The organism is Pseudoalteromonas sp. MMG006, from assembly GCF_018101025.1.
GTDB lineage: Bacteria > Pseudomonadota > Gammaproteobacteria > Enterobacterales > Alteromonadaceae > Pseudoalteromonas.
Genome location: NZ_JAGJEJ010000004.1, coordinates 112,057 through 134,289 on the forward strand (window position 1 = coordinate 112,057; position 22,233 = coordinate 134,289).

The 22,233-nt window shown below is 39.8% G+C and carries 15 protein-coding genes and 1 pseudogene; 2 read left to right on the plus strand and 14 right to left on the minus strand.

All coding sequences use genetic code 11. The annotated features are described in order from the left end of the window. Nucleotides 1–140: 140 nt before the first annotated feature. Both J8L73_RS06255 and J8L73_RS06260 read right to left on the minus strand, forming a co-directional pair. Nucleotides 141–1,175, minus strand: a pseudogene (locus tag J8L73_RS06255) (IS110 family transposase). A gap of 287 nt (nucleotides 1,176–1,462) precedes the next feature. Next, the gene (locus J8L73_RS06260; protein ID WP_055018988.1) at nucleotides 1,463–1,963 is read right to left on the minus strand and encodes a lactoylglutathione lyase family protein; all 501 of its coding nucleotides are present in this window, start codon (nucleotides 1,961–1,963) and stop codon (nucleotides 1,463–1,465) included. A 108-nt stretch (nucleotides 1,964–2,071) separates the two neighbouring features. Here J8L73_RS06260 and J8L73_RS06265 point away from each other — a divergent pair, with 108 nt between their 5' ends. After that, nucleotides 2,072–2,938: a LysR family transcriptional regulator gene (locus tag J8L73_RS06265; protein ID WP_211015496.1), complete on the plus strand. Its 867-nt coding sequence runs from the start codon at nucleotides 2,072–2,074 to the stop codon at nucleotides 2,936–2,938. Nucleotides 2,939–2,975: 37 nt separating this feature from the next. On the opposite strand, the gene J8L73_RS06270 is transcribed toward J8L73_RS06265, so the two are convergent. The 7 genes from J8L73_RS06270 to J8L73_RS06300 all read right to left on the minus strand — a co-directional run bounded on the left by J8L73_RS06270 (nucleotide 2,976) and on the right by J8L73_RS06300 (nucleotide 12,078). After that, nucleotides 2,976–4,055, minus strand: a complete 1,080-nt coding sequence (locus tag J8L73_RS06270) for a heparan-alpha-glucosaminide N-acetyltransferase domain-containing protein (RefSeq protein WP_211015498.1) — start codon at nucleotides 4,053–4,055, stop codon at nucleotides 2,976–2,978. Beyond that, nucleotides 4,039–4,677: a hypothetical protein gene (locus J8L73_RS06275; protein WP_211015500.1), complete on the minus strand. Its 639-nt coding sequence runs from the start codon at nucleotides 4,675–4,677 to the stop codon at nucleotides 4,039–4,041. Before J8L73_RS06275 ends, J8L73_RS06270 begins: the two co-directional genes overlap by 17 nt. Continuing rightward, nucleotides 4,670–7,018 (minus strand): GNAT family N-acetyltransferase, encoded by a 2,349-nt coding sequence (locus tag J8L73_RS06280; RefSeq protein WP_211015501.1) that lies wholly within the window; start codon nucleotides 7,016–7,018, stop codon nucleotides 4,670–4,672. Before J8L73_RS06280 ends, J8L73_RS06275 begins: the two co-directional genes overlap by 8 nt. Nucleotides 7,019–7,043: 25 nt before the next feature. Then, a complete protein-coding gene (locus J8L73_RS06285) occupies nucleotides 7,044–8,222 on the minus strand; it encodes an MFS transporter (RefSeq protein ID WP_211015503.1) in 1,179 nt (392 codons plus the stop codon). Further along, nucleotides 8,219–9,538 carry a SidA/IucD/PvdA family monooxygenase gene (locus J8L73_RS06290; protein ID WP_211015504.1) on the minus strand — a complete coding sequence of 440 codons (1,320 nt, stop codon included), beginning with the start codon at nucleotides 9,536–9,538 and terminating at the stop codon, nucleotides 8,219–8,221. Before J8L73_RS06290 ends, J8L73_RS06285 begins: the two co-directional genes overlap by 4 nt. Further along, nucleotides 9,538–11,076, minus strand: coding sequence for an aspartate aminotransferase family protein (locus J8L73_RS06295; protein WP_211015506.1), 1,539 nt, complete (start codon nucleotides 11,074–11,076; stop codon nucleotides 9,538–9,540). The genes J8L73_RS06290 and J8L73_RS06295 overlap by 1 nt, the downstream gene beginning before the upstream one ends. A 324-nt stretch (nucleotides 11,077–11,400) precedes the next feature. Beyond that, a complete protein-coding gene (locus J8L73_RS06300; protein ID WP_211001184.1) occupies nucleotides 11,401–12,078 on the minus strand; it encodes a haloacid dehalogenase type II in 678 nt (225 codons plus the stop codon). 348 nt (nucleotides 12,079–12,426) lie between these two features. Between J8L73_RS06300 and J8L73_RS06305 the strand changes: the two genes are divergently transcribed. Continuing rightward, the gene (locus J8L73_RS06305; RefSeq protein WP_211015508.1) at nucleotides 12,427–12,579 is read left to right on the plus strand and encodes a hypothetical protein; all 153 of its coding nucleotides are present in this window, start codon (nucleotides 12,427–12,429) and stop codon (nucleotides 12,577–12,579) included. Between the two features lie 184 nt (nucleotides 12,580–12,763). On the opposite strand, the gene J8L73_RS06310 is transcribed toward J8L73_RS06305, so the two are convergent. The 5 genes from J8L73_RS06310 to J8L73_RS06330 form a co-directional block, all read right to left on the minus strand. Beyond that, nucleotides 12,764–13,924 carry an aldo/keto reductase gene (locus tag J8L73_RS06310; RefSeq protein WP_211015510.1) on the minus strand — a complete coding sequence of 387 codons (1,161 nt, stop codon included), beginning with the start codon at nucleotides 13,922–13,924 and terminating at the stop codon, nucleotides 12,764–12,766. Nucleotides 13,925–14,494: 570 nt separating this feature from the next. Beyond that, complete coding sequence (locus J8L73_RS06315; RefSeq protein ID WP_211015512.1) at nucleotides 14,495–15,049, minus strand: GNAT family protein; 555 nt, start codon at nucleotides 15,047–15,049, stop codon at nucleotides 14,495–14,497. A 45-nt stretch (nucleotides 15,050–15,094) separates the two neighbouring features. Next, nucleotides 15,095–16,561, minus strand: a complete 1,467-nt coding sequence (gene rmuC / locus J8L73_RS06320; RefSeq protein WP_211001181.1) for a DNA recombination protein RmuC — start codon at nucleotides 16,559–16,561, stop codon at nucleotides 15,095–15,097. 1,129 nt (nucleotides 16,562–17,690) lie between these two features. After that, nucleotides 17,691–20,837, minus strand: a complete 3,147-nt coding sequence (locus tag J8L73_RS06325; RefSeq protein WP_211015514.1) for a DEAD/DEAH box helicase — start codon at nucleotides 20,835–20,837, stop codon at nucleotides 17,691–17,693. A 423-nt stretch (nucleotides 20,838–21,260) separates the two neighbouring features. Then, complete coding sequence (locus tag J8L73_RS06330) at nucleotides 21,261–22,223, minus strand: transcriptional regulator (protein WP_211015516.1); 963 nt, start codon at nucleotides 22,221–22,223, stop codon at nucleotides 21,261–21,263. Nucleotides 22,224–22,233: the final 10 nt, after the last annotated feature.

Here is a 22,233-nt window from a genome sequence, read left to right on the forward strand (position 1 = left end):
AACAACTCATAGAACATACAGGATAAGTATATGTTACGACTTAAGTGCCCAAACACCCACTCAGGTTTTAAAACCTATGTCATAACCAGGCTGTCTTAAGTCGTAAACTCGGGTGTGATTGGCGTGTAAAATACGCATAATTAAGCATCCTTCTGTGTATCTTGCACAAACTGAGGTGAGTAGAGAGTTTGCTTGGTCAGCAATATCCACATCAGTCGCGCCAATCTGTGTGCGGTGGCAACCACCACACAATTAAAGTGCTTTTTCTCGCGCAACTGGTTAATCCACAAACTTAACGCATCTGTTTTATAGTGGCTTCTGGCGATAATGGCGCGAGCACCATGAATAAGTTGTTTTCGTAGATAACTGTTACCGCGCTTAGTAATACCAGACATTTTACTTTTATCGCCTGACGCATATTGCTTAGGTGTTAATCCTAGCCACACCCCGAGTTCTTTTGCGCTCTTAAATGCCTGACCGTTCCCGATTGATGCTGCATAAGCAGAGGCATTGAGTACACCCACGCCAGGAATCGAGTGAAGTATTTTAGCGTTTGTATCCCGTTCAACGTGTACAGTAAGCATCGCTTCAATAGCTTTAATGCGTTTAACAAGGGTTTTGTACTCAGTGTAAATATCACTCACCATAATGCGCAACTGAGGGCGAAGCTCAGAATCACTTTCTAACGCAATTATCCCTTGCTGAAACGCCTTAATACCGACAGGAAATACATACCCAAAATCGACCAATAAACCGCGTAATTGGTTGGTTGCAGCAATCCTGTTTTGCAGAAGTCACTCACGTATCTTATGGAGCATGAGTATTTCTTGCTGAGCTTCGGTTTTAATAGGAACGAATTTAATATTAGGGCGTAAGCTTGCTTCATAGATAGCAAGGGCATCGTTACTATCATTTTTATTACCGCGAACAAAGGGGGTAACGTGTTGTGCAGGAATAAGGTCAACGGTATGACCGTAAGACGTAAATACTCTCCCCCAGTAGTGGGAAGAATAACAGGCTTCCATCACCACGCGACACGGTGGGGCATTTGCCATGAAGGCGTTGAGTTTAGGTCTGTTTAAGCGTTTATTGCATTCTCTTTTGTGATGATGATTAAAGCCAGCGACTTGGAATACATTTTTTGCCAAATCAATTGATAATGTGCTAATTTTCATGATGGACGTTCCCTTTAACTGAGTGTAAGTTAACCAGTTTGGCGCATTGACGCCGTTTAGGGGAGCGTCCATCTCATCACCCATCTTAATTTGTTAAAAAAAATTCGGCTGGCATGTAATTAAAGTACTTTATCGTACTTTATTTACTTAAACAGTTTGGCAAATTGACGTCGTATTGGGGAGCTTCCATCTCATAACCCATCCTAAATTTACACTTTGACGAACTAAGAATTAGGATGGGTGTCATCTTAATTTCATCTTAATTTCGATATTTAACTCACCTGAACTTAATAAGCGCCTGCGCTGTAAATAAGCTCGTAGCTGTGGCTGTAAATCTCAAGAATGTTACCAAATGGGTCTTCCATGTAGATCATGCGGTATGGCTTTTCGCCAGGGTAGTAGTAACGTGGCTCTGGCATACGCTTTTTACCACCTGCCGCAACAATACGATCTGCTAAGCCTTCTACATCGGGGTCTTGTACACAGAAATGGAAGATACCGGTTTTCCAGTATTCAAAATTGTCTTTAGGGTTTTCTTGGTCTTTAAATTCAAAAATTTCTACACCAATACGGTCGCCTGTTGAAAGGTGCGCTATTTTAAATTTTTCCCAATCTGGACCAAATACATCGGTACACATTTCGCCAATGGGGCTGTTATCTTCAGTGATCACGGTAGGCTCCATTATGGTGTACCAGCCCATCACCTTAGTGTAAAACTCTACTGCTTTTTCAACATCCGGTACTGAAATACCAATGTGCGAAAAACTACGTGGATATGTATGACTCATAATATGTCCTCTTTAACGTGTGGCTTATCTTAGTTGATGGAGTTAGTTTACGAACCAGCCTTTATTAAGTAAAATTATCATTAATCATCATTTTGAGTACGTTTTGTAATGATAAATCCTACATGGTTAAACACGTTTTGCACCTTGGTTGAGGTAAATCATTTTACCCAAACAGCCGAGCGCCTTTTTATGACCCAATCTGGCGTAAGTCAGCACATTAAAAAGCTAGAACAGCAAGTAAACTGCGCGCTATTAGAGCGCCACGGTAAACAATTTACCCTTACCGTACATGGGCAAAATTTGTATCAACAAGGCAGCTTGTTATTAAAAGAATGGCAATTTTTAGAACAGCAATTAAAAGATGACTCGCCATACAGTGGCCTAGTAAAAATACAATCGCCAGGTAGTTGTGGGCTGCAATTTTATAGCCAGTTGTTAGCACTACAAGCAAAGCATACCGAGCTAAATATTGATTATCGCTTTGCACCCAATACAAGCGTAGAGCAAGCCGTAGCAAACCACAGTGCCGACATCGGGTTTTTAACTCAAGCCCCCACACTTAGCGAAGTTACTAGCCACAAAATTGGTAAAGAAGCGCTATTACTGGTCACTCCCGCACATATTAAAAACCCAACGTGGGAGATTTTATGTGAGCTTGGCTTTATTGGCCACCCCGATGCAAAACACCACGCGCAGCTGCTACTAAGCGAAAACTACAGTGAATTTGAACATGTTGATCAAATTAAGCGCACGGGGTTTTCTAACCAAATAAGTTTAATACTGGAGCCGGTAAGTTTAGGGCTGGGGTTTACGGTGTTACCTGCGCACGCGGTAAGTGCTTTTAATAAACCTGCGCTTATTAAAACGCACCACTTAGCTAATCCAATCAGCGAAAATATTTACGTATGCCATCACCGAAATAGGCCAATGGCAAAGCGCATGAATACCGTAATTGAAGCAATAAAAGCAGGCTAGGGCGCGAGTAACTGCGCCCGTAAAGCCCCTTTACAGTTTATGCTGCACGTTTAGATTTTTGCTTAAAACCAAGTAGGATTAGCTTAATTTGCAAATACATTTTATGTACTGCAAAAGTGAGTAAACTCATAAGCGCCATTAGGCACAACGTTGGCACAAGCGACTGCGTATGATAACCAAACACACCCATAAACCAGCAAATAAGTACCCACTGAATAACATACAAAGCGGTAACATGTTTGCTCGCATATAAAAGGGCCCGAGTAATAGGGCCATTAAATTTATTTGCAATGACGTACTCTATAAAAGCTAAAGCACATAAATTTAAGCCAATTAAATAAATAATACCGCCGCCATTTAAGTGAAAAAAGTTACCAAACTGGCCGTTAAAATCAATAAATAACCATGCTGAACCAATGATTAGTAACGCAGCCCCTAACTTTGCGCACACGCTAAATAAGTACGCTGCATTATGCTGGCTATATATGTATAAACGCCCAAGCACGTAGCCGGTTAATATAGCGCTTATCCACGGAAATACCGGAAAATAAACTTGGTAATTATTAGCAAAAAACAAATCGCTAATATAAGGCGAAAGCGCAAACTGCTGCCCCCTTACAAACTGGCTTACAAGTGCAATAGCAACGGCTAAAAAAGCAATCCATGAGGTTTTCCAGCTGGCAATATTAAGCGTACCAAACAGTAATAAGCTAACCCCGGCAAGTTGTAAAATATCACCTGTCAGCACCATAAATTGTAACTGCCCAGCACTCAATGGGCTTTGCCAGCCATACGCATTTATAAACGCCTCTGGCATGGTATTAAATACCTCAATAGGTAGCCAAAACTTTGCCGCATTCATTAAATAGGCAAGTAGTAAAAGCTGTATGCCGCGCTTAATTAACAGCAGGGGTGTTTGCCTACGCGAAAGCGCCATAGATAGCCCCATTGCCACTAAAAACGAGGCGGTACCTTTACCAAGTATATGGATTACAGCACCAAATAGGCTTTCACTTTGAAGCGCTGTGCTTGAGTACATCCATAACGTGTGGACTAAAATCATAATAAAAACGCTCGCACCTCGGGCAAGGTCAATCGTTTTAAGACGTGTGTTCATTGGTTTTAATATCCTTTTTTGGGCAGGTTTGGCATTTTTTGTAACCTGCTAAATAGTAACGACAGCATGTTAAGCGCTCGGCCGTTAAGTTAAATGGGGTGTTTAAATTAAAGTGATTACTGATCAAGGCATGTAGTTGTTTATGGCAATAGGTAATGTGCTCAGCGCTTGCTAAAGTTAAGCTATGAGCGCGCGTAAATGCGCTGTTTAGGGTGTCGAGTAATAAGCGCCCTTGCTCTTTTTTACTCAGCGCATAATCGCTATTTATCCACTTATCTACACAGATAATAAACTCAATAAGTGCATTATTTTGCTCAGATTTGCTTAATAGAGGCGCGCCGGTGAGGTTAAACCCTCGACTATAAGCGCCATTAATTTTTAATTGTAAGTGCATGGGGTTATGCGCGTTGTGTTTACATGTATACCAATAACAATAGGCATACAGAGTTTGCCAACAAAGCTGCAAATATAAATGCCGGCTAATAAATTGCGTAGGCGCATGTGGGTAATGCGCCTTGCAATGAATCGCTAATTTGCGCACTAAATCTAAGCTTGGATGAGCCGCAGCAGCCGGCTCATTTGGGCAAAATAAAAAGTGCGCAAGGGTTATGGGCTTAGCCATACAGCTTTGCCGATACCGGGTTATCTAAACTTCCGGCAAACTGTAAGCTGCCTGCGGGGTCGGTTAAATCAACCATTTGCTTATTATTGCCAAGCTGTAAGCGGTTTAAGCAAGAGTGTGCAAATTCATCACTAAAAAAGTCATACTCTTTAAAGCGCTCATTTAAGGCAGGGTTGGCTTGTTGATACGCGTTTACACTTTGCGCAACGCCTTGCCAAAAATCGTGCTCGGTAATGCGCGCTTCTCTTACTAAAATAGCCACTAGGTATCTAAAAAAGCAGTCAAATACATCGGTAAATATGCTCAGTAATTCAAGCTCTTTAGGCATAGTAATATGAATACGCGACACTTCCTCAGGTAAAGACTCAGTGCTATTAAGCAGCGCGACTTCTTCGCCGATGTCTTTCATGTAAGCGCCCACAGGGACTGAATTTTTAAGTTTTAAAATGAGGTTTTCGCCGTGGGGCATAAACACTAATTTATGAGCATAAAAACAATGTACTAACGGAATAAGATAGGCATTAAAATAGCTTTGTAGCCAAGCCTGTGTGCTTAAACCACTTTGATCTATTAATGCACCTGCCATACTTTTACCGTTGTTATCTAGGTGCAGTAGTGCGGCCATGGTGGTGAGCTGCTCATTATTTTGTAAATTATGGTTTGGGTTTTCGCGCCACAAACACGCAAACATTTTACGGTACGGCGTATCGCCCAACGCGCTTTGCTCAAAGGTGTGATGCGCATACCCTAAAGTGGCGTACTCTCTAAGTGCTGTAAAGTTACACGCGCTAAGTGTTGGGTCGTGGTTTACTTTATTAAACACCCAATCATTTATAGCCGGGGTTACCGCCATATAAGCGCGTGAAAGCCCACGCATAAAGCCCATATTTAAAATAGACAGCGCCACTTTTAAATACGGTTTATGCGGATGAGAGCAGTTATATAGCGTACGAATAGATTGTTGCGCTTGATATAAATCGTCACCTTCACCTAAATACACTAAGCGGTTATTGGCAAACTCGTTAGCAAACACCACACTTAATTTATGTTGGTACTGCCACGGATGGGCAGGCATAAATAGGTAGTCGTCGGGGTTTAGGTTTTGCGCCTGTAGCGCTTTGTTAAACGCATCACGGGTAGTTAAATCAAGCTCGTCATTAATATGGCTTGAGTAGTCACTAAAGTATTCACTGTGAGAAAAATCACATACTGTTTTGTGCGCCGCTAACCACAGTACTTTAAACGGTTTGCCTACTTCTGGCGCATAGCGTAAAAAGTCGGCTTTGCTAAAACCAATTCGACCATTATTAGCCACAAACGCAGGGTGGCCTTCGCTCATTGCCGCTTCTATTTGTTGTAGCCCTAATTTCGCAAGTTCAGCTGCGCTAAGCGTGTTGTTTTCGCGTTTATAACAGGCACTCGCTAGTGTGGCATTAAGCTCTTCAAGGTAGGTGGCTAAACGCTCGCCAGTTAAACCAAGCACAGGACCTTGCACACTAAAAAAGTGCAGTACATCAAGCGCTACTTGCTCATTATTAAGGTTAAAAAAGCATAAACTTGGCTCGTCTATATCTATATGATTAAGCGCCATAGCGCGGCCATTAAATATAAAGTAACCCCCTTCAATATTAACTTTAAAACCTTGCGGGGTTTGCTCTGCAACCAATAAGCGCTCGTGTACCAGCTCGCTAATGGCTTTACTTTGTAAGTGCCTATTTGCCCACTGCCAGTGGTCAAACTTTACATAGTCGGTGTTTATTGGCGTTTGCGATTTGTAATGTAAATCAACATGCGTTTCAAATGCGGCTTTATTACAAAATCCAAGGTATGCGTTTTTATCACCAAGGGTTATTTGCTTAGTATGCACAAAACCTAAACGCTTATTTAATGCATGAATTTTACTATTGGCAGTATCGGGCTCTACCACTACGCGCGCATTATCGCTATGGGCAAAAATACTGTGCAATACGCACTGCATTATTTCAAAACTAAAATGGCGTTTAGGCTGTGTATTTGGCGCGAGTAAAATATGCATGCCGGTATCGTTTGGCATTACCTCATAGGCAGCTGCGAGTAACTTGTCGTGCTCAGGGTTGTAAAGCTCAACAAGGGCTAGTAGCTCATTATTTTGCTCAACAACATAAGCATTATGGTGCGGGTTATTAGTTATATCTTGGTAGGCGCTGCACATTTGCTCAGGGGGTTGTTTATTCATACCCCAAAAATGCGCGTAAGGCAGAGCAAGCCACTGACAAATAATAGGCATGTCGCTTTGCTGTAGTAACCGCATAGTTACATTACCGGTGTGCTGTAACGTAGTTACAAAAGATGAAAAATACATAAAAACTCCTAAATCTTTTTAATTATTAAGTGGCTGTGTGTGCAGTGCGGCCAACAAATTTAACGCGCCATAGCAAAATAGCGCCAAGGCTTGCAAAGCCAATGGCAGCAAAGTAAAAAGGCACGGTTGTATTAAAATATTCCACACTCATGCCCACCAATAACGACGCTAAAATAACGCCAATATTTTGCGCAACATGCACTTTGGCAAAATCACTGCCGTAGTGGGCAGGCTCGCTTTTAGCAAATAGCATAACCTCTAGTAAAACCATGACCTGAAACAGCGCTATACCGTATAAAATGCGCGAGCTGACAACTAACCACACCGACTCTTGCGCCTGTAAATAAAGCCCAATAGCGCCAAAAATAAGTGCGCACGAAAACGTACTGGTTCGGCTAAGTTTAGGGAGAGGTAAGTGCTGCCTAAAGTGGTTAAACAGCAGCATAAGTAGCGCTGCAAAAGCAGGAATGGCGTACACAAGCGCACTTTGAAACGCACTGCTTTGCGCGCTCATTCCTTGCCAATGGGTCGTAAAAAACGGCCTAATTAAGAACGCGCTAAAGTAAACAACCACGCTTATAAAACAAAATTGCCATATAAAATAGGGTGTGCGAGTGCGCGGTTTTTCGCTTTCAATCGCTTGCTGGTAAATACCTAGCTTTAAGCTCAGCATTAAATAGGCGCACAGCAGCACTTGTATTACATCGCCCGCGGCACTTAATAACAATGCATAACGCGGTTCGTTTAAACTAAAAAAGTAACCGCCCACTAACGCGCCGCCAATAGCGCCAAAGTGCATAAGTACCGAAAACAACCCAATAATAGAAAGGTGCTTACTTTGCTGCTCTAAACGCAGTGCAAACGGGTAGATAAGCAGGTAGCTGGCTTTAAGCACCAACATAAACTGGTAATAAAACCAAAATTCCCACACGTTAGTTGCAAAATAACAAAGCAAACCAAAGCAGGCGGCAATTACTTGGGTTACAAGCCAAAGAGCCAGCTCGTGGTATTTTTTGGCAACCTTTGCCCACAGCGGCAGTGCGAGCATAACTGTAATACAACAATTAGCTACAAACACCCCGATAAGCGTGGGGTTATTTACAGAAAATTCGCTGGCAAAAAATTGCGGATAAAACGGCAGTAATAAGGTGTCGCACACCACCGAAATAACCGTAAGCAAAATAAGCGCTAAACGTAAACTCATGCGGCGTTACTCTTTTGCTGTGAATGGGTTTCTACATCGCTTAAATCAAAACACTGAAATGCAATTTTTTGCTCAACCTGATACGGAGCATAACCGAGTATTTCGCGCAAAATTATACTGTTGCGATAACACGCCATGCCTAAATCGGGGGTTACAAAACCATGAGTGTGCTGCTCTGCATTTTGTACAAATATACGTTTTTGGTCGGTGTCTACCGCATACTCGCGGCTAACTAAATAGCGGCCTTGTTCATCTTCTGGGAGCTGCTGTGCAATGGGGTTTAAAAAAGCAGGGCGCTTGTATTTAAAGCCCGTGGCACAAATTAAGTAATCGGTTTTTATTTCAAAGGCTTCATTTAGCTCTTGATGGTAAAACTCAGTCACTAAGCGATCAGCACTTTTACGTGTATTAGTAAGCTTGCTGTTAGTTTTAAACGTAGTAGAAATAGGCCCATCTAAGCTTTGCGCGTAAAGGGTGTCAAAAATGTCATTAATTAAATCGCCATTAATACCTTTAAATAAGTTTTTTTGATTTTGATTAAGCCAATCTCGTTGCTCAGTTTTTAAATTATAAAAGTAATCAACATACTCAGGTGAAGTCATCTCTAGCGTAAGTTTAGTGTATTCCAGCGGAAAATAACGCGGCGATCGCGCAATCCAATCTAGTTGTAAACCCTGTGGCACAGCTTGTTGTAATAGGGTGTGATAAATTTCAGCGGCACTTTGCCCAGCTCCTACAACCGTAACGCGTTTAGCAGCTTTTAGCTCATCAAGGCGGTGGCAAAAGTCGCTACTGTGCATTACGTTATTAGAATTACTTTGCACTGCGCAATCAGGAATGTATGGGGCAGGGCCAGTGCCAAGCACTAAGTGGCGCGTAACATAGTGTTGCTCACCGTTTGGGGTGTTACAGGTAACGGTATAGCATTCACTTTGCTGGCAAAACTCAACCTTAGTTACACTTTGCTCAAAGCTTACGTTACTCAACTGCGAGCACGCCCATTGGCAATATAGATTGTATTCTTTACGCAGTAAAAAAAAGCTCTCGCGAATATAAAATGGGTATAAGCGATTATTAAGCTTGGCATAATTTAAAAAACTGTACTTGCTGGTAGGGTCTGCAAGAGTCACCAAGTCAGACATAAACGGCGTTTGCAAGGTAACACCTTCTAGCATCATGCCTGGGTGCCAATCAAATTGGCTACGCTGCTCTAAAAATAAGCTTTTAACGCCCTCTAGAGGCTCACTTAAACATGCTAACGATAAATTAAACGGGCCGAGGCCAATGGCTATAAAATCATAAGGTTGGTTACTCATTATTTTTGCTCCTTATACGTTTGCCACGCAATAGTGCTAATTTGTTCAAGCACGGCGCGCACATCACTCAATTGGCACTGGGCATTAAGTAACGTAAATTTAAGATAATGACGGCCGTTAATTTTGGTTCGCGCAATCATGGCTTCACCAGTATTTAAGAATGTTTGGCGTACGTGCAGGTTTAGGGTGTCGAGTAGATCAGGGTTATGTTTTAGCTCCTCTGGTGCAAAGCGAAATACCAGTGCGCTAAGCTCTGGGTAATTTATAACTTCAAAATCAGGGTGGTCGTTAAGCACAATGTGGGTTTGACGAGCAAGCCCAATTACTTTATCAAATGCTCGCCCAAGTGGCGCTTCACCTATGGTGCGCAGTGTTAACCAAAGCTTTAGGGCATCAAAACGGCGTGTGGTTTGTAAGCTTTTATCAACTAAATTTGGCGTACCATTGCCGGCCTCAGCTAATGGGTTTAGGTAGTCGGCGTAAAGGGTAATATGGCTAAAGTGGCGTTTGTCACTTAATAAAAACGCACTGCAGCTAACCGGTTGCATAAACGATTTATGGTAATCTATGGTAATTGAATCTACTTGTTCTATACCGTTTAGGGCACTACGGTGATGCTCGCTTACCAGTAATCCGCCGCCGTATGCGCCATCAACATGACACCAAAGCTGCTCTTTTTTAGCAAGTTTTGCTATGTCTTCAATTGGGTCAATTGAGCCAAAATCGGTTGTACCGGCGGTAACAACCACGGCGATAGGTAAATCGCCCTTAGCTTTAGAATCTGCAATTGCTTGGTTAAGCGCATCCATATCCATTTGCATTTTATTGTTTGTAGCCACAGGTACTACCGCGTTATAACCTAAGCCCAATAATGCTGCTGCCTTTTGAATACTAAAATGCGCCACCTCTGAGCAATAAATACGAAAACGCGAGGCTACATCAGGCAAGCCTTGCAGCTTTACTTCATGATTTGGTGCATAACGGCTTACAGCTACTTCGCGTGCAACAAGCATCGCCATTAAGTTCGATTGCGTACCACCACTTGTAAAAACGCCGTCGGCAGTGCTTGGCAGCTTTGCTTTTTCACAGCTCCAATCTATTAATTTTTGCTCAATAAGGGTCGCGCCAGCGCTTTGATCCCAAGTATCTACCGAGGTATTGATTGCGCCAATGATGTGCTCAGCCACAACCGCTGGGTACGTAACAGGGCAATTTAAATGCGCCATGTAACGCGGGTGATGAAAATACACCGCGTGATCTAAATACACGCTTTTAAGCTCGTTTAATACCGCCGGGAAATCAGCGAGAGGTTTAGCTAAATCTACATCGTTAACAGTGGCGGCAAGTGTATTAACCGCCACGCCAGAAAACGGCTTTTGTGCTTTTGCCATAGCTTGTTGCACAGCCGAAAGCCCCTGCAACGACGCTATTTGATAGTTAATAAACTGATCGAGATTAAATTGCGGCGGAAGGCCATTTTGCTCAAATAATGCTTGGTTTTCGACTGAGCTGAGCTGCGCCGATTGTAGTTGTGACATATTTCGGTCCTTGGTACTTATTTGGGTTCAAGGATCTTAATGGTAACAATTTTCATTATCAATAATGATTAAGGACTAAATATAAGGTTATTATCGCAATCAAGGCAAAGTAATTAGTTATAAGGAATTACTTTTAAAACTAACGGTGTATATAAAGTGAACTGTGTAAATATTTAATTCGCAGGTCAAATAGGACGTGTTTGTTAATTTGAAAATTGAGGAGAGGGTAATAAAGCTTAGGTATTTTGGACGGGTCAAAAAGTAAGGGCTACCCCCTCTTTACAACTTAAGCGGTAAAGAGGAGTATAAAAGTAAAAATGCAGCTTAATTAATCTCTTCAAGCTTGTTTTTCAAATCCACCAAATCAGTGGCAACCGTATTAGGCTGAATTTCCCACGGATCAAAAATAGAATCTTCTGAGCGTTTTATCCACGCACCGCGCATACCATGCGAAATAGCGCCGGTTATATCAAACGGGTTACTCGAAATAAGCCACGTGTTTGCACCCATTGAATTGGTTTCGCGTAAAAAATGGCTATAAACACCTGGGTTTGGTTTAAATGTTTTCATATCGTCGGCGCTTATAACGCCTTCAAAAAGCTCACTAATACCTGCGGTTTCGAGCAATTTATTTACCGCATCAGCAGCGCCGTTTGAAAATGCAAACAATCGGTAATTTTGCGCTTTAAGTTGCTCAAGGCCTTTTTTAACATCGTCAAAGGCGGGTAAAATTTTATATTGCTCAAGCAATTGCTGCTTTTGATCGTCACTCAGCTGCGTTTTATGCGCTAAACACGCGTAATCGAGGGCATGTTTAGTACATAACGAAAACGGTATATAGTTTTGCATCAACCCGCGCCTAAAGGAGTACTCCAACTGTTTTTCACGCCATGTATTTGAAAATTTTTGCGCGTTATCGCCAATCATATCTTCAAGTAATGACAATACGCCGTGAGTGTTTATAAGCGTGCCGTATACGTCAAATGCAAGTGTGGTTGCCATGTTTACTCCCAATAAATTTAAATTACTTGTAGATTAGTCGCTCTGAGCTTAACTTACTTTGAACACTTGCTCAAATTAATGTAGTTTACCTAAGTAGTAATGTAATAAACGCATAAAAATGTGGCTCCGTAGCTTAAATAAAAAAATTTGCTCAGTTATATGAAAGCCCTGTTAGGCAAATTATTTAAAAGCTATAAAAATTAAAAGACTAAGGAACATAGTATGAAAATATATTTTTTAATTTATGACAAAGTTGAAGAGCTGGATTTAGTTGGTTTATGGTAACTAATAGGCTTGCTGGCAGAAAAGGGGTTATGTGACAAACCCAAATTAATATCGCTAAACTCTATGACTTCCTCCGGTGAGCACGGGTTGCGTGTTAGTCCCGATTATCACTTTACTGACTCATTACAGCCCGATGTATTAATTGTACCCGGCGACATTTGTGCCCGTATAGTAATAGAAGACCCTACGTTATTAACTACCTTAAAAAGCTGCTGAAAACTGCCACTGATATTAGCCACACAAGCTAAGCAATCGCCTGATACCTGTTTAAATACCATCGCTATTTTAGCGCAAGAGTGCGTTAACTGGGCGTATGCAGGTAATAAATAATCAGCACATTCAATGTCGAATGTAGCTTAAAAGGGTGTGCTTAATTAAAAGCACACCTCTGAGTTAGTACTTATACAGGTGCATTTTGCTCGATGAGGTTTTTAGCTTTTAACTCACTCCAAAACGCATCTGGAATGGTTACCTTCATTGACGCAACATTTGCATTAATTTGATCGGCAGTACGCGCACCTGGCACTATTGAGGCCACAGTGGATGGCGCTTCTGCAAATTGCAGCGCAGCTGTTTTAATGTCGATGCCATGTTTAGTAGCAACTTCACTAATTGCATTATACTTTTGCTGCATAGGCGCAGGAATTTTAGGTGAGTAATTAAAGCGGTTTCGCCCAGTTAAAAAACCACCATTGAGTGGCGCACCAATAACGGCAGAGATCCCTCGCTTATCAAGCATAGGGAAGGTTTTATTAAGTGCTTCTTTGTGATCTAAAATAGAGTACTGCAGGGCTAATAAACAAATATCGGGATCTGACATATCAAGCGCTTTGTAAACGGCATGCGGTGTATTAACACCAAAGCCCCAACCTTTAATTATTCCCTCGTCGCGCATTTTTGTAAGCTCAGGAATTGCGCCTTTGGCTGCTTGATCAAAGTATTTAAGCCAATCGTCGCCCATATCACTATTTTGAGGCGATAAATCGTGAATATAAACAATATCAAGCGACGCCACGCCAATTCTTTGTAGAGTATCCTCAATTGAACGACGTGTGCCCGAGGCTGAATAATCATACTTATAATGAAACGGTGAATGATCGGCCCAGTGCCAGCTATTTTCTAAAGGCTCAGCGGAAGGTGTAAGTAAGCGGCCTACCTTGGAGGATAATACAAAGTCTTCGCGTTTTTTATTGCGTAATAAATCCCCAAAGCGTCTTTCACTTAAGCTTAAGCCATAAAAAGGGGAAGTATCGTAATGCCGTATACCTGTGTCCCACGCAGCATTTAACATTGTTAGAATTTCTGCATCGCTAGATATGGTGTTAAAGCCATTACCAGCGGCTAGACCGCCTAACCCCATTCTAGCTTCAGGGCGATAGTGTTTAGCGTTTGTAACATCATTGGTAGGCAAGGCTGCACTTTTATCGATTGGCCCTTTAGTTGGCATAAGCTGCCCTTGAGACATTTTTACCTTTAGTTGCTCAGCAAGTGCTGAAGCACTAAAAATAGATCCTATACCTAAAGCTGCACCTGCTTTAATAAAGCTTCTGCGAGATACCATGTAACCTTTCTCCTTGAGTAACGTTAAATATCTACTTTATACGCTAGTATAATTTTCAGACTTATTCAACAATACGCAAGTTATAAAACACAATAATATCAACAAGATGAGTTAAGTTAACTGATGCTGAACATATAAGTTAATTAACAAAAGAGTTCGATTGTTTATCTCGCTAGTATAGTTTTATAAAGGGTACACAGTGGTGCGTGCTAATTGTTTGAATAAGCGTGACACTTCCATAGTGGTGCAAATGTTAATACTACTTTTGACAACAAAAAAGTTGTTACATTTAATACAACGTATAGATTACTGGACAAAGTGACCTTGTGTGATTTATCAAAATTAAAATCTAAACATCTTTGTTTATGTGGTGTAGGCGGCTGTAAATAATTAGAGCAGAATGAAAACTCGTCAATATGAAGCTTTTTATTGAAAATTTGATGAGCTGATGAAAAACATCAGCACTATTAGTTTTAATTTATTGATAAATTACATAGCTAAAGATGTGGGGTGGGACTATGTTAATTCAGGTGCAATATTCTCTATATTTTCGATAAACGATTAATAAAATTATTTATTAAAGTCTGACTTTAACAAACCAAAACACTTTAAATCGTGAAAACGATTTTTCCAAAAGCCGCTTTGGCGTCTTAAACCTTCCTCAAAAAAGCCCAGCTTTAATAACAAAGCTTCTGAAGATTTATTTCCGAGCACTGTATCAGCCTGTATTCGATTTAAAGCACCGCACCTTAGCAGTCCATCAAAGGCAGCTTTTATAATCATATGAATAGCCTCAAAAGCATAGCCTTTGCCCCAATACAGGCTTTTTAGGTCGTAACCAATGAATGCGTACTTCATTAGTACTGACCAACTATTAAAACCACAAGTACCCATTAACTCATCAGTACTTTTTAAACGAATTGCCCAGCGGATCCCTTCACCATTTTTATACCGGGTATTGAATAAAGCGATTAACTTATCAGCTTGGGAAATTTGGGTTAAGGGCTCCAGATCATAGTATTGAGTAACTTGTTGGTCTGAAAAAAGAGCAAAAATAGCGTCTCTATCCTCATAATTAATAGGGGTTAACGTTAACCTTTGTGAACTCAGTAACGGGAAAATCATTAACCCTCCTTTAATTTATAAATAAAAAGCTACTGTATACTAAGCCTAATCAAGCTCTAACTGGGCTTTTTCTACGCTTTCGTTTGGTAACTCTTTTTGGACCGATACACCTAGCTCTTTAAATTCAGAAGCTTGTTTAATTAAGTTACCTTTACCACGGTATAACTGAGAGAACGCTTTGTCGTAGCTTTCTTTTGCGCGGTCGAGTTGTTTACCAACACCTTCCATACTTGTTAAAAAGCCATTGAGCTTGTTGTAAAAGCGCTCTGCACGATTCGCCAGCTCTTTAGAGTATTTAGTTTGCTCTTCAAAGCGCCACAGCTGTTTAACAATATTTAAGCTGGTAAGTAAAGTTGTTGGTGTAGCAACTAAAATATTTTTTTCGATAGCTTGCTGATATATATCACTTTGGTATTTAAGCGCCTCTACAAATGCTGACTCTATAGGCACAAACATAATAACCACTTCAGGCGAGTTTATACCAGGGAGGCGATCGTACGATTTACTTGCAAGCTCATTAATGCGCGCTGTAACGGCATTTACATGCTCTTTAATTGCTTGACTAGCCTCTAGTTCGTTTTCGGCGTTCACGTAACGGGTGTAAGCATTTAGCGATGTTTTAGCATCAATCACCAAGTGGCGGCCCTGTGGTAAGTACACAACTACATCAGGGCGCAGTCGGCCATCTTCTGTGTTAAACGATACTTCGCGTTTGTAGTCACTGCCTGCACGCAGGCCTGCGCTGTCGAGTACGTTTTCGAGCATCAGTTCGCCCCAATTACCTTGAGTCTTTTTTTGTCCCTGTAGTGCATTACTGAGCTTATCGGCTTGTTCTGTAATAGCTTGGCTTTTAGCTTGTAAATGCAGTAGCTCTGTTTTAAGAGCAGCACGTTGTTTTAAATCTTCAACGTGAATAGATTCCATTTTATCTCTAAAGCCTTTTAGCTCGCCTTGTACTGGTTTTAATAGTTGCTCAATGCTTTCTTGGTTTAGGGTTTTAAAACTTTGCGATTTTTCTTCTAAGATTTTGTTAGCTAGATTTTCAAACTCTTTTTTAAGCACATTTTTACTTTGCTCTATTTGTGCAAGTTGTTCGGTAAAGTTTTGCTGCTTTTGTTCAAGCGTAGTGCGCATATTATTAAGCTCAATATCGCGCTGGTTAAATTGCTCTCGCAAAGCGGTTAGCTCGCCTTCGGCTTTACGCCAAAAATGGTTGTATTGAACGCTTTGTTTTTCTTGCTCGCTAAAGCGGGTTTTAAAATGCTGCGCTTCGTCGCGTTGCTCCTGATGGGTGTGCTCTAGTAATTCATGATCTTCTAATAAGGTATTGTATTGCAGCTCTTTATTATCAAACTGATTTTGTAACAATGAAAGTTGCTGTTGCTGCTCGCTAATTTGTTGATTTAATTTTTTACGAAGCTGGGCAGCTACAACACTATAAAGTACTGCGCCTGCGGTAACGCCAGCGCCCAGACTTAACCAGTCGATATGAGTGAGTAATTGGGTAAACATAAAATAAACTTATAAAATTTAGTGACATGCCATCATAACGAATAACATTGGTGCGGGGTAGGGGAAGTAACTAAAGCTTTAATTTAAATAAAAATGAGCCAACTAGAAGTAAGCTGGCTCGACATTACATAATAAAGTAATCAAAGGGAAAATAATCTACTGCTGTTGTTCAGCAGGTATAACAGTAGACCGTGTAAACCAAAAAACTATTCAAAATATTTATTTTAGGCATAAAAAAAGCCAGCTCAAAATGGGCTGGCTCAATCATTACTAAATTTAGTAACCAATCAGGGTAATCAACATGATGCTTGAGTTAACTGCAATTAATCAACAAGCATAATAGTAGACGCCCAATGTTAGATTAAGTTCAAAATAATCATTAAAAAATTTAAATATAATAATTAAGAAAAATGTTAGGCATAAAAAAGCCAGCTAAAAGGCGCTGGCTTAGTGGTTACTAAAATTAGTAACTAAATAGGGGAAATCAACATGAAAACTTGTATTAACTGCAATTAATCAACAAGCATAAAAGTAGACGCCCGACATTTGATTAAGTTCAAAATAATCATTAAAAAATTTAAATATAATAATTAAGGCAAATTTTAGGCATAAAAAAGCCAGCTAAAAGGCGCTGGCTTAGTGGTTACTAAAATTAGTAACTAAATAGGGGGAAATCAACATGAAAACTTGTATTAACTGCAATTAATCAACAAGCATAATAGTAGACGCCTAACTTTTAATTAAGTTCAGAAAATAATGAGAAATATTTAAAATAAAAAATTAATACCAATTTACTTAACTAAAAAGTCTGTTTTGAAGCTGGAAAAACGTGTTGGTAAGCTAAGCAAAAATTCGATATTTGGTTGTTCTCGGCAGCTCTACCTTCTACATTAATTCTTAAATGAGAGTTTTTTGGTGCAGGTAGCGACACGTTTAGCAACGCAAATGATTAAGAATTTTTTGGGTTGATATAAATTACAGGCATAAAAAAGCCAGCTAAAAAGTGCTGGCTCAGTGGTTACTAAAGTTAGTAACTAAATAAGGGGAATCAACATAATGCCTGTATTAACTGCAATTAATCAACAAGCATATTAATAGACGCCTATTTTTTAATTAAGTTCATTAAAATTTAATTTTTAATGAGTGATAACATTTGTTGCTCATCAAATTGTGTAAAACTCATCGATTTTTCGGTAAATAAAGCATCTACGAGCGCTTGCTTGTCTTGCTGCATTTTAAATACTTTTTGCTCAATTGAATTGCTCATTATTAATTTATACACAAATACCGGATTAGTTTGGCCTATGCGATATGCCCTGTCGGTGGCTTGCTTTTCTACAGCGGGGTTCCACCACGGATCAAAGTGAATAACAGTATCGGCTTGCGTTAAATTTAAGCCCGTGCCACCGGCTTTTAAACTAATTAAAAACACTGATGTGTTGCCAGTTGTAAACTCATCTATTACTTTATCGCGATGACGAGTTTGCCCTGTTAGCATACTAAAATTAATGTGTATTTCTTCAAGGCGTTTGGCTATTAAATCAAGTGCCGATGTAAACTGGCTAAAAATAATGACTTTACGACCAAGACTTAACATAAGCGGTAAATGTGTTGCGAGCCACTCAAGCTTTGCTGATCCAGCTTGGGTTTCTGGGTCTATTAATTTTGGGTGGCAACAAATTTGCCTTAACTTTAATAGCGCTTCTAAAAAAGCCAACTTACTTTTTTGCACGCCTTGCTCTGCAAATAAGTCTATAAGCTTTTCTTCCAATGAGCGTGTGATGCCTTGATACATTTCTTTTTGCTTAGGCTCAAACTCAAACTCTTTCGTTAGCTCTGTTTTTTCTGGTAGTTCTTGAGCAACTTGGGCTTTAGTACGGCGCATTATAAAGGGCATAATTAGCGCTTTTAACTGCTCTGCACGTTCCATATCGGCTTCACGCTCAATAGGCGTTTGGAAATGTTGTTTAAAATGAGCCTGCGAGCCAAGTAGTGACGGCATAGCAAAATCGAGTAATGACTTAAGTTCAAGTAAGTTATTTTCAATTGGAGTACCGCTTAAACATAATTTAAAGTCGGCATTTAGGCGTTTAACTAAACGCGAAACCTGCGCGGTATCGTTTTTAATGTACTGGGCTTCATCGAGGATGATATTTTCAAAATAAAGCGGTGAATAATACGCTATATCGCGCTTTAAAAGCGGATAAGTTGTAAGAATACATTGCGCTTGAGCTAAGTGCTGTAATGGCTCATTTCGCTGAGCACCAAAAATAGTCGTTACTTTTAAACTTTTAGCGAATTTAGTAATTTCGTTTTGCCAATTACTGACTAAGCTTGTAGGGCACACTATAAGTGTAGGCCCAGCTTGCGGGCGATTAAAAGTGCTCGCTAAAAAGGCAATTACCTGAAGTGTTTTTCCAAGACCCATGTCGTCGGCTAAGATCCCACCTAACTGGTGGCGCTTTAAAAAACTAAGCCAATCAACGCCTTGTTGCTGATACTCCCTAAGAGTAACGGAGTCGTTTAATCCATGTAATGCAACCGTAGGCATAGCGTGGTCGGTGCTATTTAGCTCTAGTAGATATCGCTCTAAAGAATCGTCGTGTAACTCTACATTTATAGCTGTTTGTTTTACCAGTTCAGGTAAGTACGATAGTGGTATATTAAATTCATCTCGCGTTTTTACAAATTCAAAACGTTCTTTAAATTCGTTAATTAAGTTAATTGCTAATTTATTTATTACCCCAAATTGACGGCCTACTGGGTAGTAATAAAATAATTCACTTTGTCGATTTAATGATTGATATAGCGGATCAGCATCGCTAAAAAGAGGCGCTGCTTTTGCTTCACCTAGCAAAACTTTACAGTGCATTTGATGCCCTGCAGCACGATGAACATGCAAACTAACTTCCGATTGAGGATTAGGACTACTAACTTTACTTACACTAACTTGCCAGCCTCGCTCTTTAAAACTAGGAAACACTTCAAATGTAAGCCAGTGCAAATGAATATGAGATTGTTTTGTAAATACAAATTCACTTTGTAAACCCCCTTTACAAAATTCAAAACCGAGATTGGTAAGCTCATTAGTAACTGTATTTTCAAAAGCACTATTTATTGTATTAGCAGGGGCAGCGCCTGCTAAATAGTTTTTATTTTTATACTTAAATAATAATGAAAGCGATAAACCACGCTCACTCATTGTTATTTTTAACACTGCATTACTAGAAAGTTTAGGTAAGCTAGGCTGTAAATTAGTTGGGTGTGGAATAACACCTATACCAAAATTATCAGCTAGTTGCTTATAAATACGATCAAAATTAGCATCGTGCAGGGCTGGCATAGTTTGTAAGTGAGCAATTTCGTCACCACTTAATGGAGTACGAATGCGCCCAGCTTTTAAATGGTCTAAGTCTATATATGTAGGAGGCGTAGTTTTTAACAAGGCCCAATTTTGGCTTTGCTCAAGCTTAATAACTAATTGCGAAAGGTCTTTATTTTGTTCCCAATTAAAACTCAATGCTTGACCAGTCTGAGCCTTTATAGGCACACGAGAGCGTTGAAAAAACAAACGTTCTGTTGCTATTAACTGCTGTAAAGCACTAAAGCCCCATTGGCCCTTAAGCTCAATATTTCCGACAGCATTTTGTGAGCGGATCCAACTAAATAATCTAAAGTCGCTTTCGAGTAAATCGTTTGGAGTAACAAAACTATTTAGCTGTTGCTCGGTAAGGTTTCTTCCTAGGGTGTAATTTTTTTTGTTTTCATAATTTGCTATTTTAGGTGTTAAAAATACTTTGTTATTCTCAATATCTAAAACAAATAAAAGTACTTGTGATGGTGCTTTATTATCGTTGCTTTTAAGTGATTTTAGCTCACTAAACCAATCATTTATAAAGTAGTCTTCTCCGTATTCACCAGAATGTTCTATTTTTAATTTAAATAAAATAGCAGCTAAATGGCGACACTTGGTTTTTGCGTTACACGTACAATGAGTGTCTACAGAATAACCAGTTGGTACTTTACTGATCTCAATACGTTGATTAAATGATGATCCGTTATCGCCTTGTACCGTGGAATCTACAACAGAAAAGTCTGGTGTATGTTCAAGCCAGCTAATTTGACCATTTTTATAATACTCTTTGCCTTTATCTAGAACACTTTCGCGAAAAAGCTTTTTAATAAAGCGTTCAGACAGAGGAAACTGAGTTGCCTGCTCATTTTTAATTTCTTCAAAAATAGCCATTAAATCATTTTTTGATAAGTTAGCAGACATGTCACTCTAAGCATTAAATTTTAAAAATAATTCTGCCAGTATATGCCTTATGTGCATTGAGCTAAAGCAATATTAACGCAATATAAACTGGTTGGAGCTGATAGGTTAGTAAAAAATCGGTTTATAGCTAAATACAGGTAAAAGTTTTTACTAACTAAAATTTAAAACACAGCAAGCTCACAACTTGTATACAAGTTGATAACAAAAAGGGGCATTACAGATCATAATTTTACTAACGTAGAGATTTAACCGTGTTTGATGCTATAAAATAACAATTAAGTTAGTAAAAAATTGATCTACGGAGATATGTAGGGATTTTTGAGACTATAGATTGGCAAGAAGATCAGATTTTTACCAACTTAATTATCTGCCAGATCGCTATTTAACTAACTAAATAACGCTGGCAGATCATAATTATACTAACTAATTAAAAGCACCTAAAAGCTTTGTAAGCTGCTCTAAACGCTTATCAGTCATAACTTTGTTGTCTATTTTAATAGAAACGTCACCGCTTTTAAGATTACGCTGTACTGATATAAATTTGTTTTCAAGGACTGTTTCACGTTTTGCAGCAACTTCTGGCTCTACAGTTAAACGCTTAGTTATAGCCATAGCACGCTTGTCGTCGCTTGTAATAGCATTAAGTTCTTCATCGTTAGCAAGTGCATTAACAAGCTGGTTAAACGCAGCTTCGTCTCTCTCCTTTGCAATCACCAGCTTTTTAGCTACTTCACGACCTACATGATTGGCCGTAGGATAAAGTGAGATAACATCAGCAGGAATTTGCTCATATGCTTTTACCGCATCAGCAATAGCTGTGTGTGAAACACCTTCAATAGTGGCTATTTCACGGTACGAGCCTTTTTTACCTTGCTCAATTAATTCATTTTTAGTTTGCTGATAAGCTTGGCCAAGTTCCCATAAACTAGGCGCAATATATTGATCGGATGATACTGCTAAAATTTTAGCATCTTGATCTGTAAAATCAGTAGAGCTAAGCACTAAGTAATCGGCGTTACCTAAAATACAAGCCTTACGTCTACGTGAGCCAGCAAGTACTAAGCTTGTATCATTTTGCTCCCATAAGAGCGCTGGGTGCTGGTTACGACCATCTTCGCGAATAGCAGGTAATATATCAGATACCGACTTTTCGTTAAGCAGCGCTTGAACACGACGGTTTTTCCCATAAACCTGAGTACTTGATTCAATATCGCTGTGTGGGATCACTTTACAAACTAGGGTAATGTCGCGCGTAGGATCACTTGGAGCAGGCATTCTAATTACATCGCCAGCGCTGGCTTGCTCTAAAAGTGCATCAAGACTGCTGTTACCTACAGCTGTTGCAAATGGATCTAAGCGGGTGTCGTTTTTACGTTTTTTAGCCATTTTTGTTTAA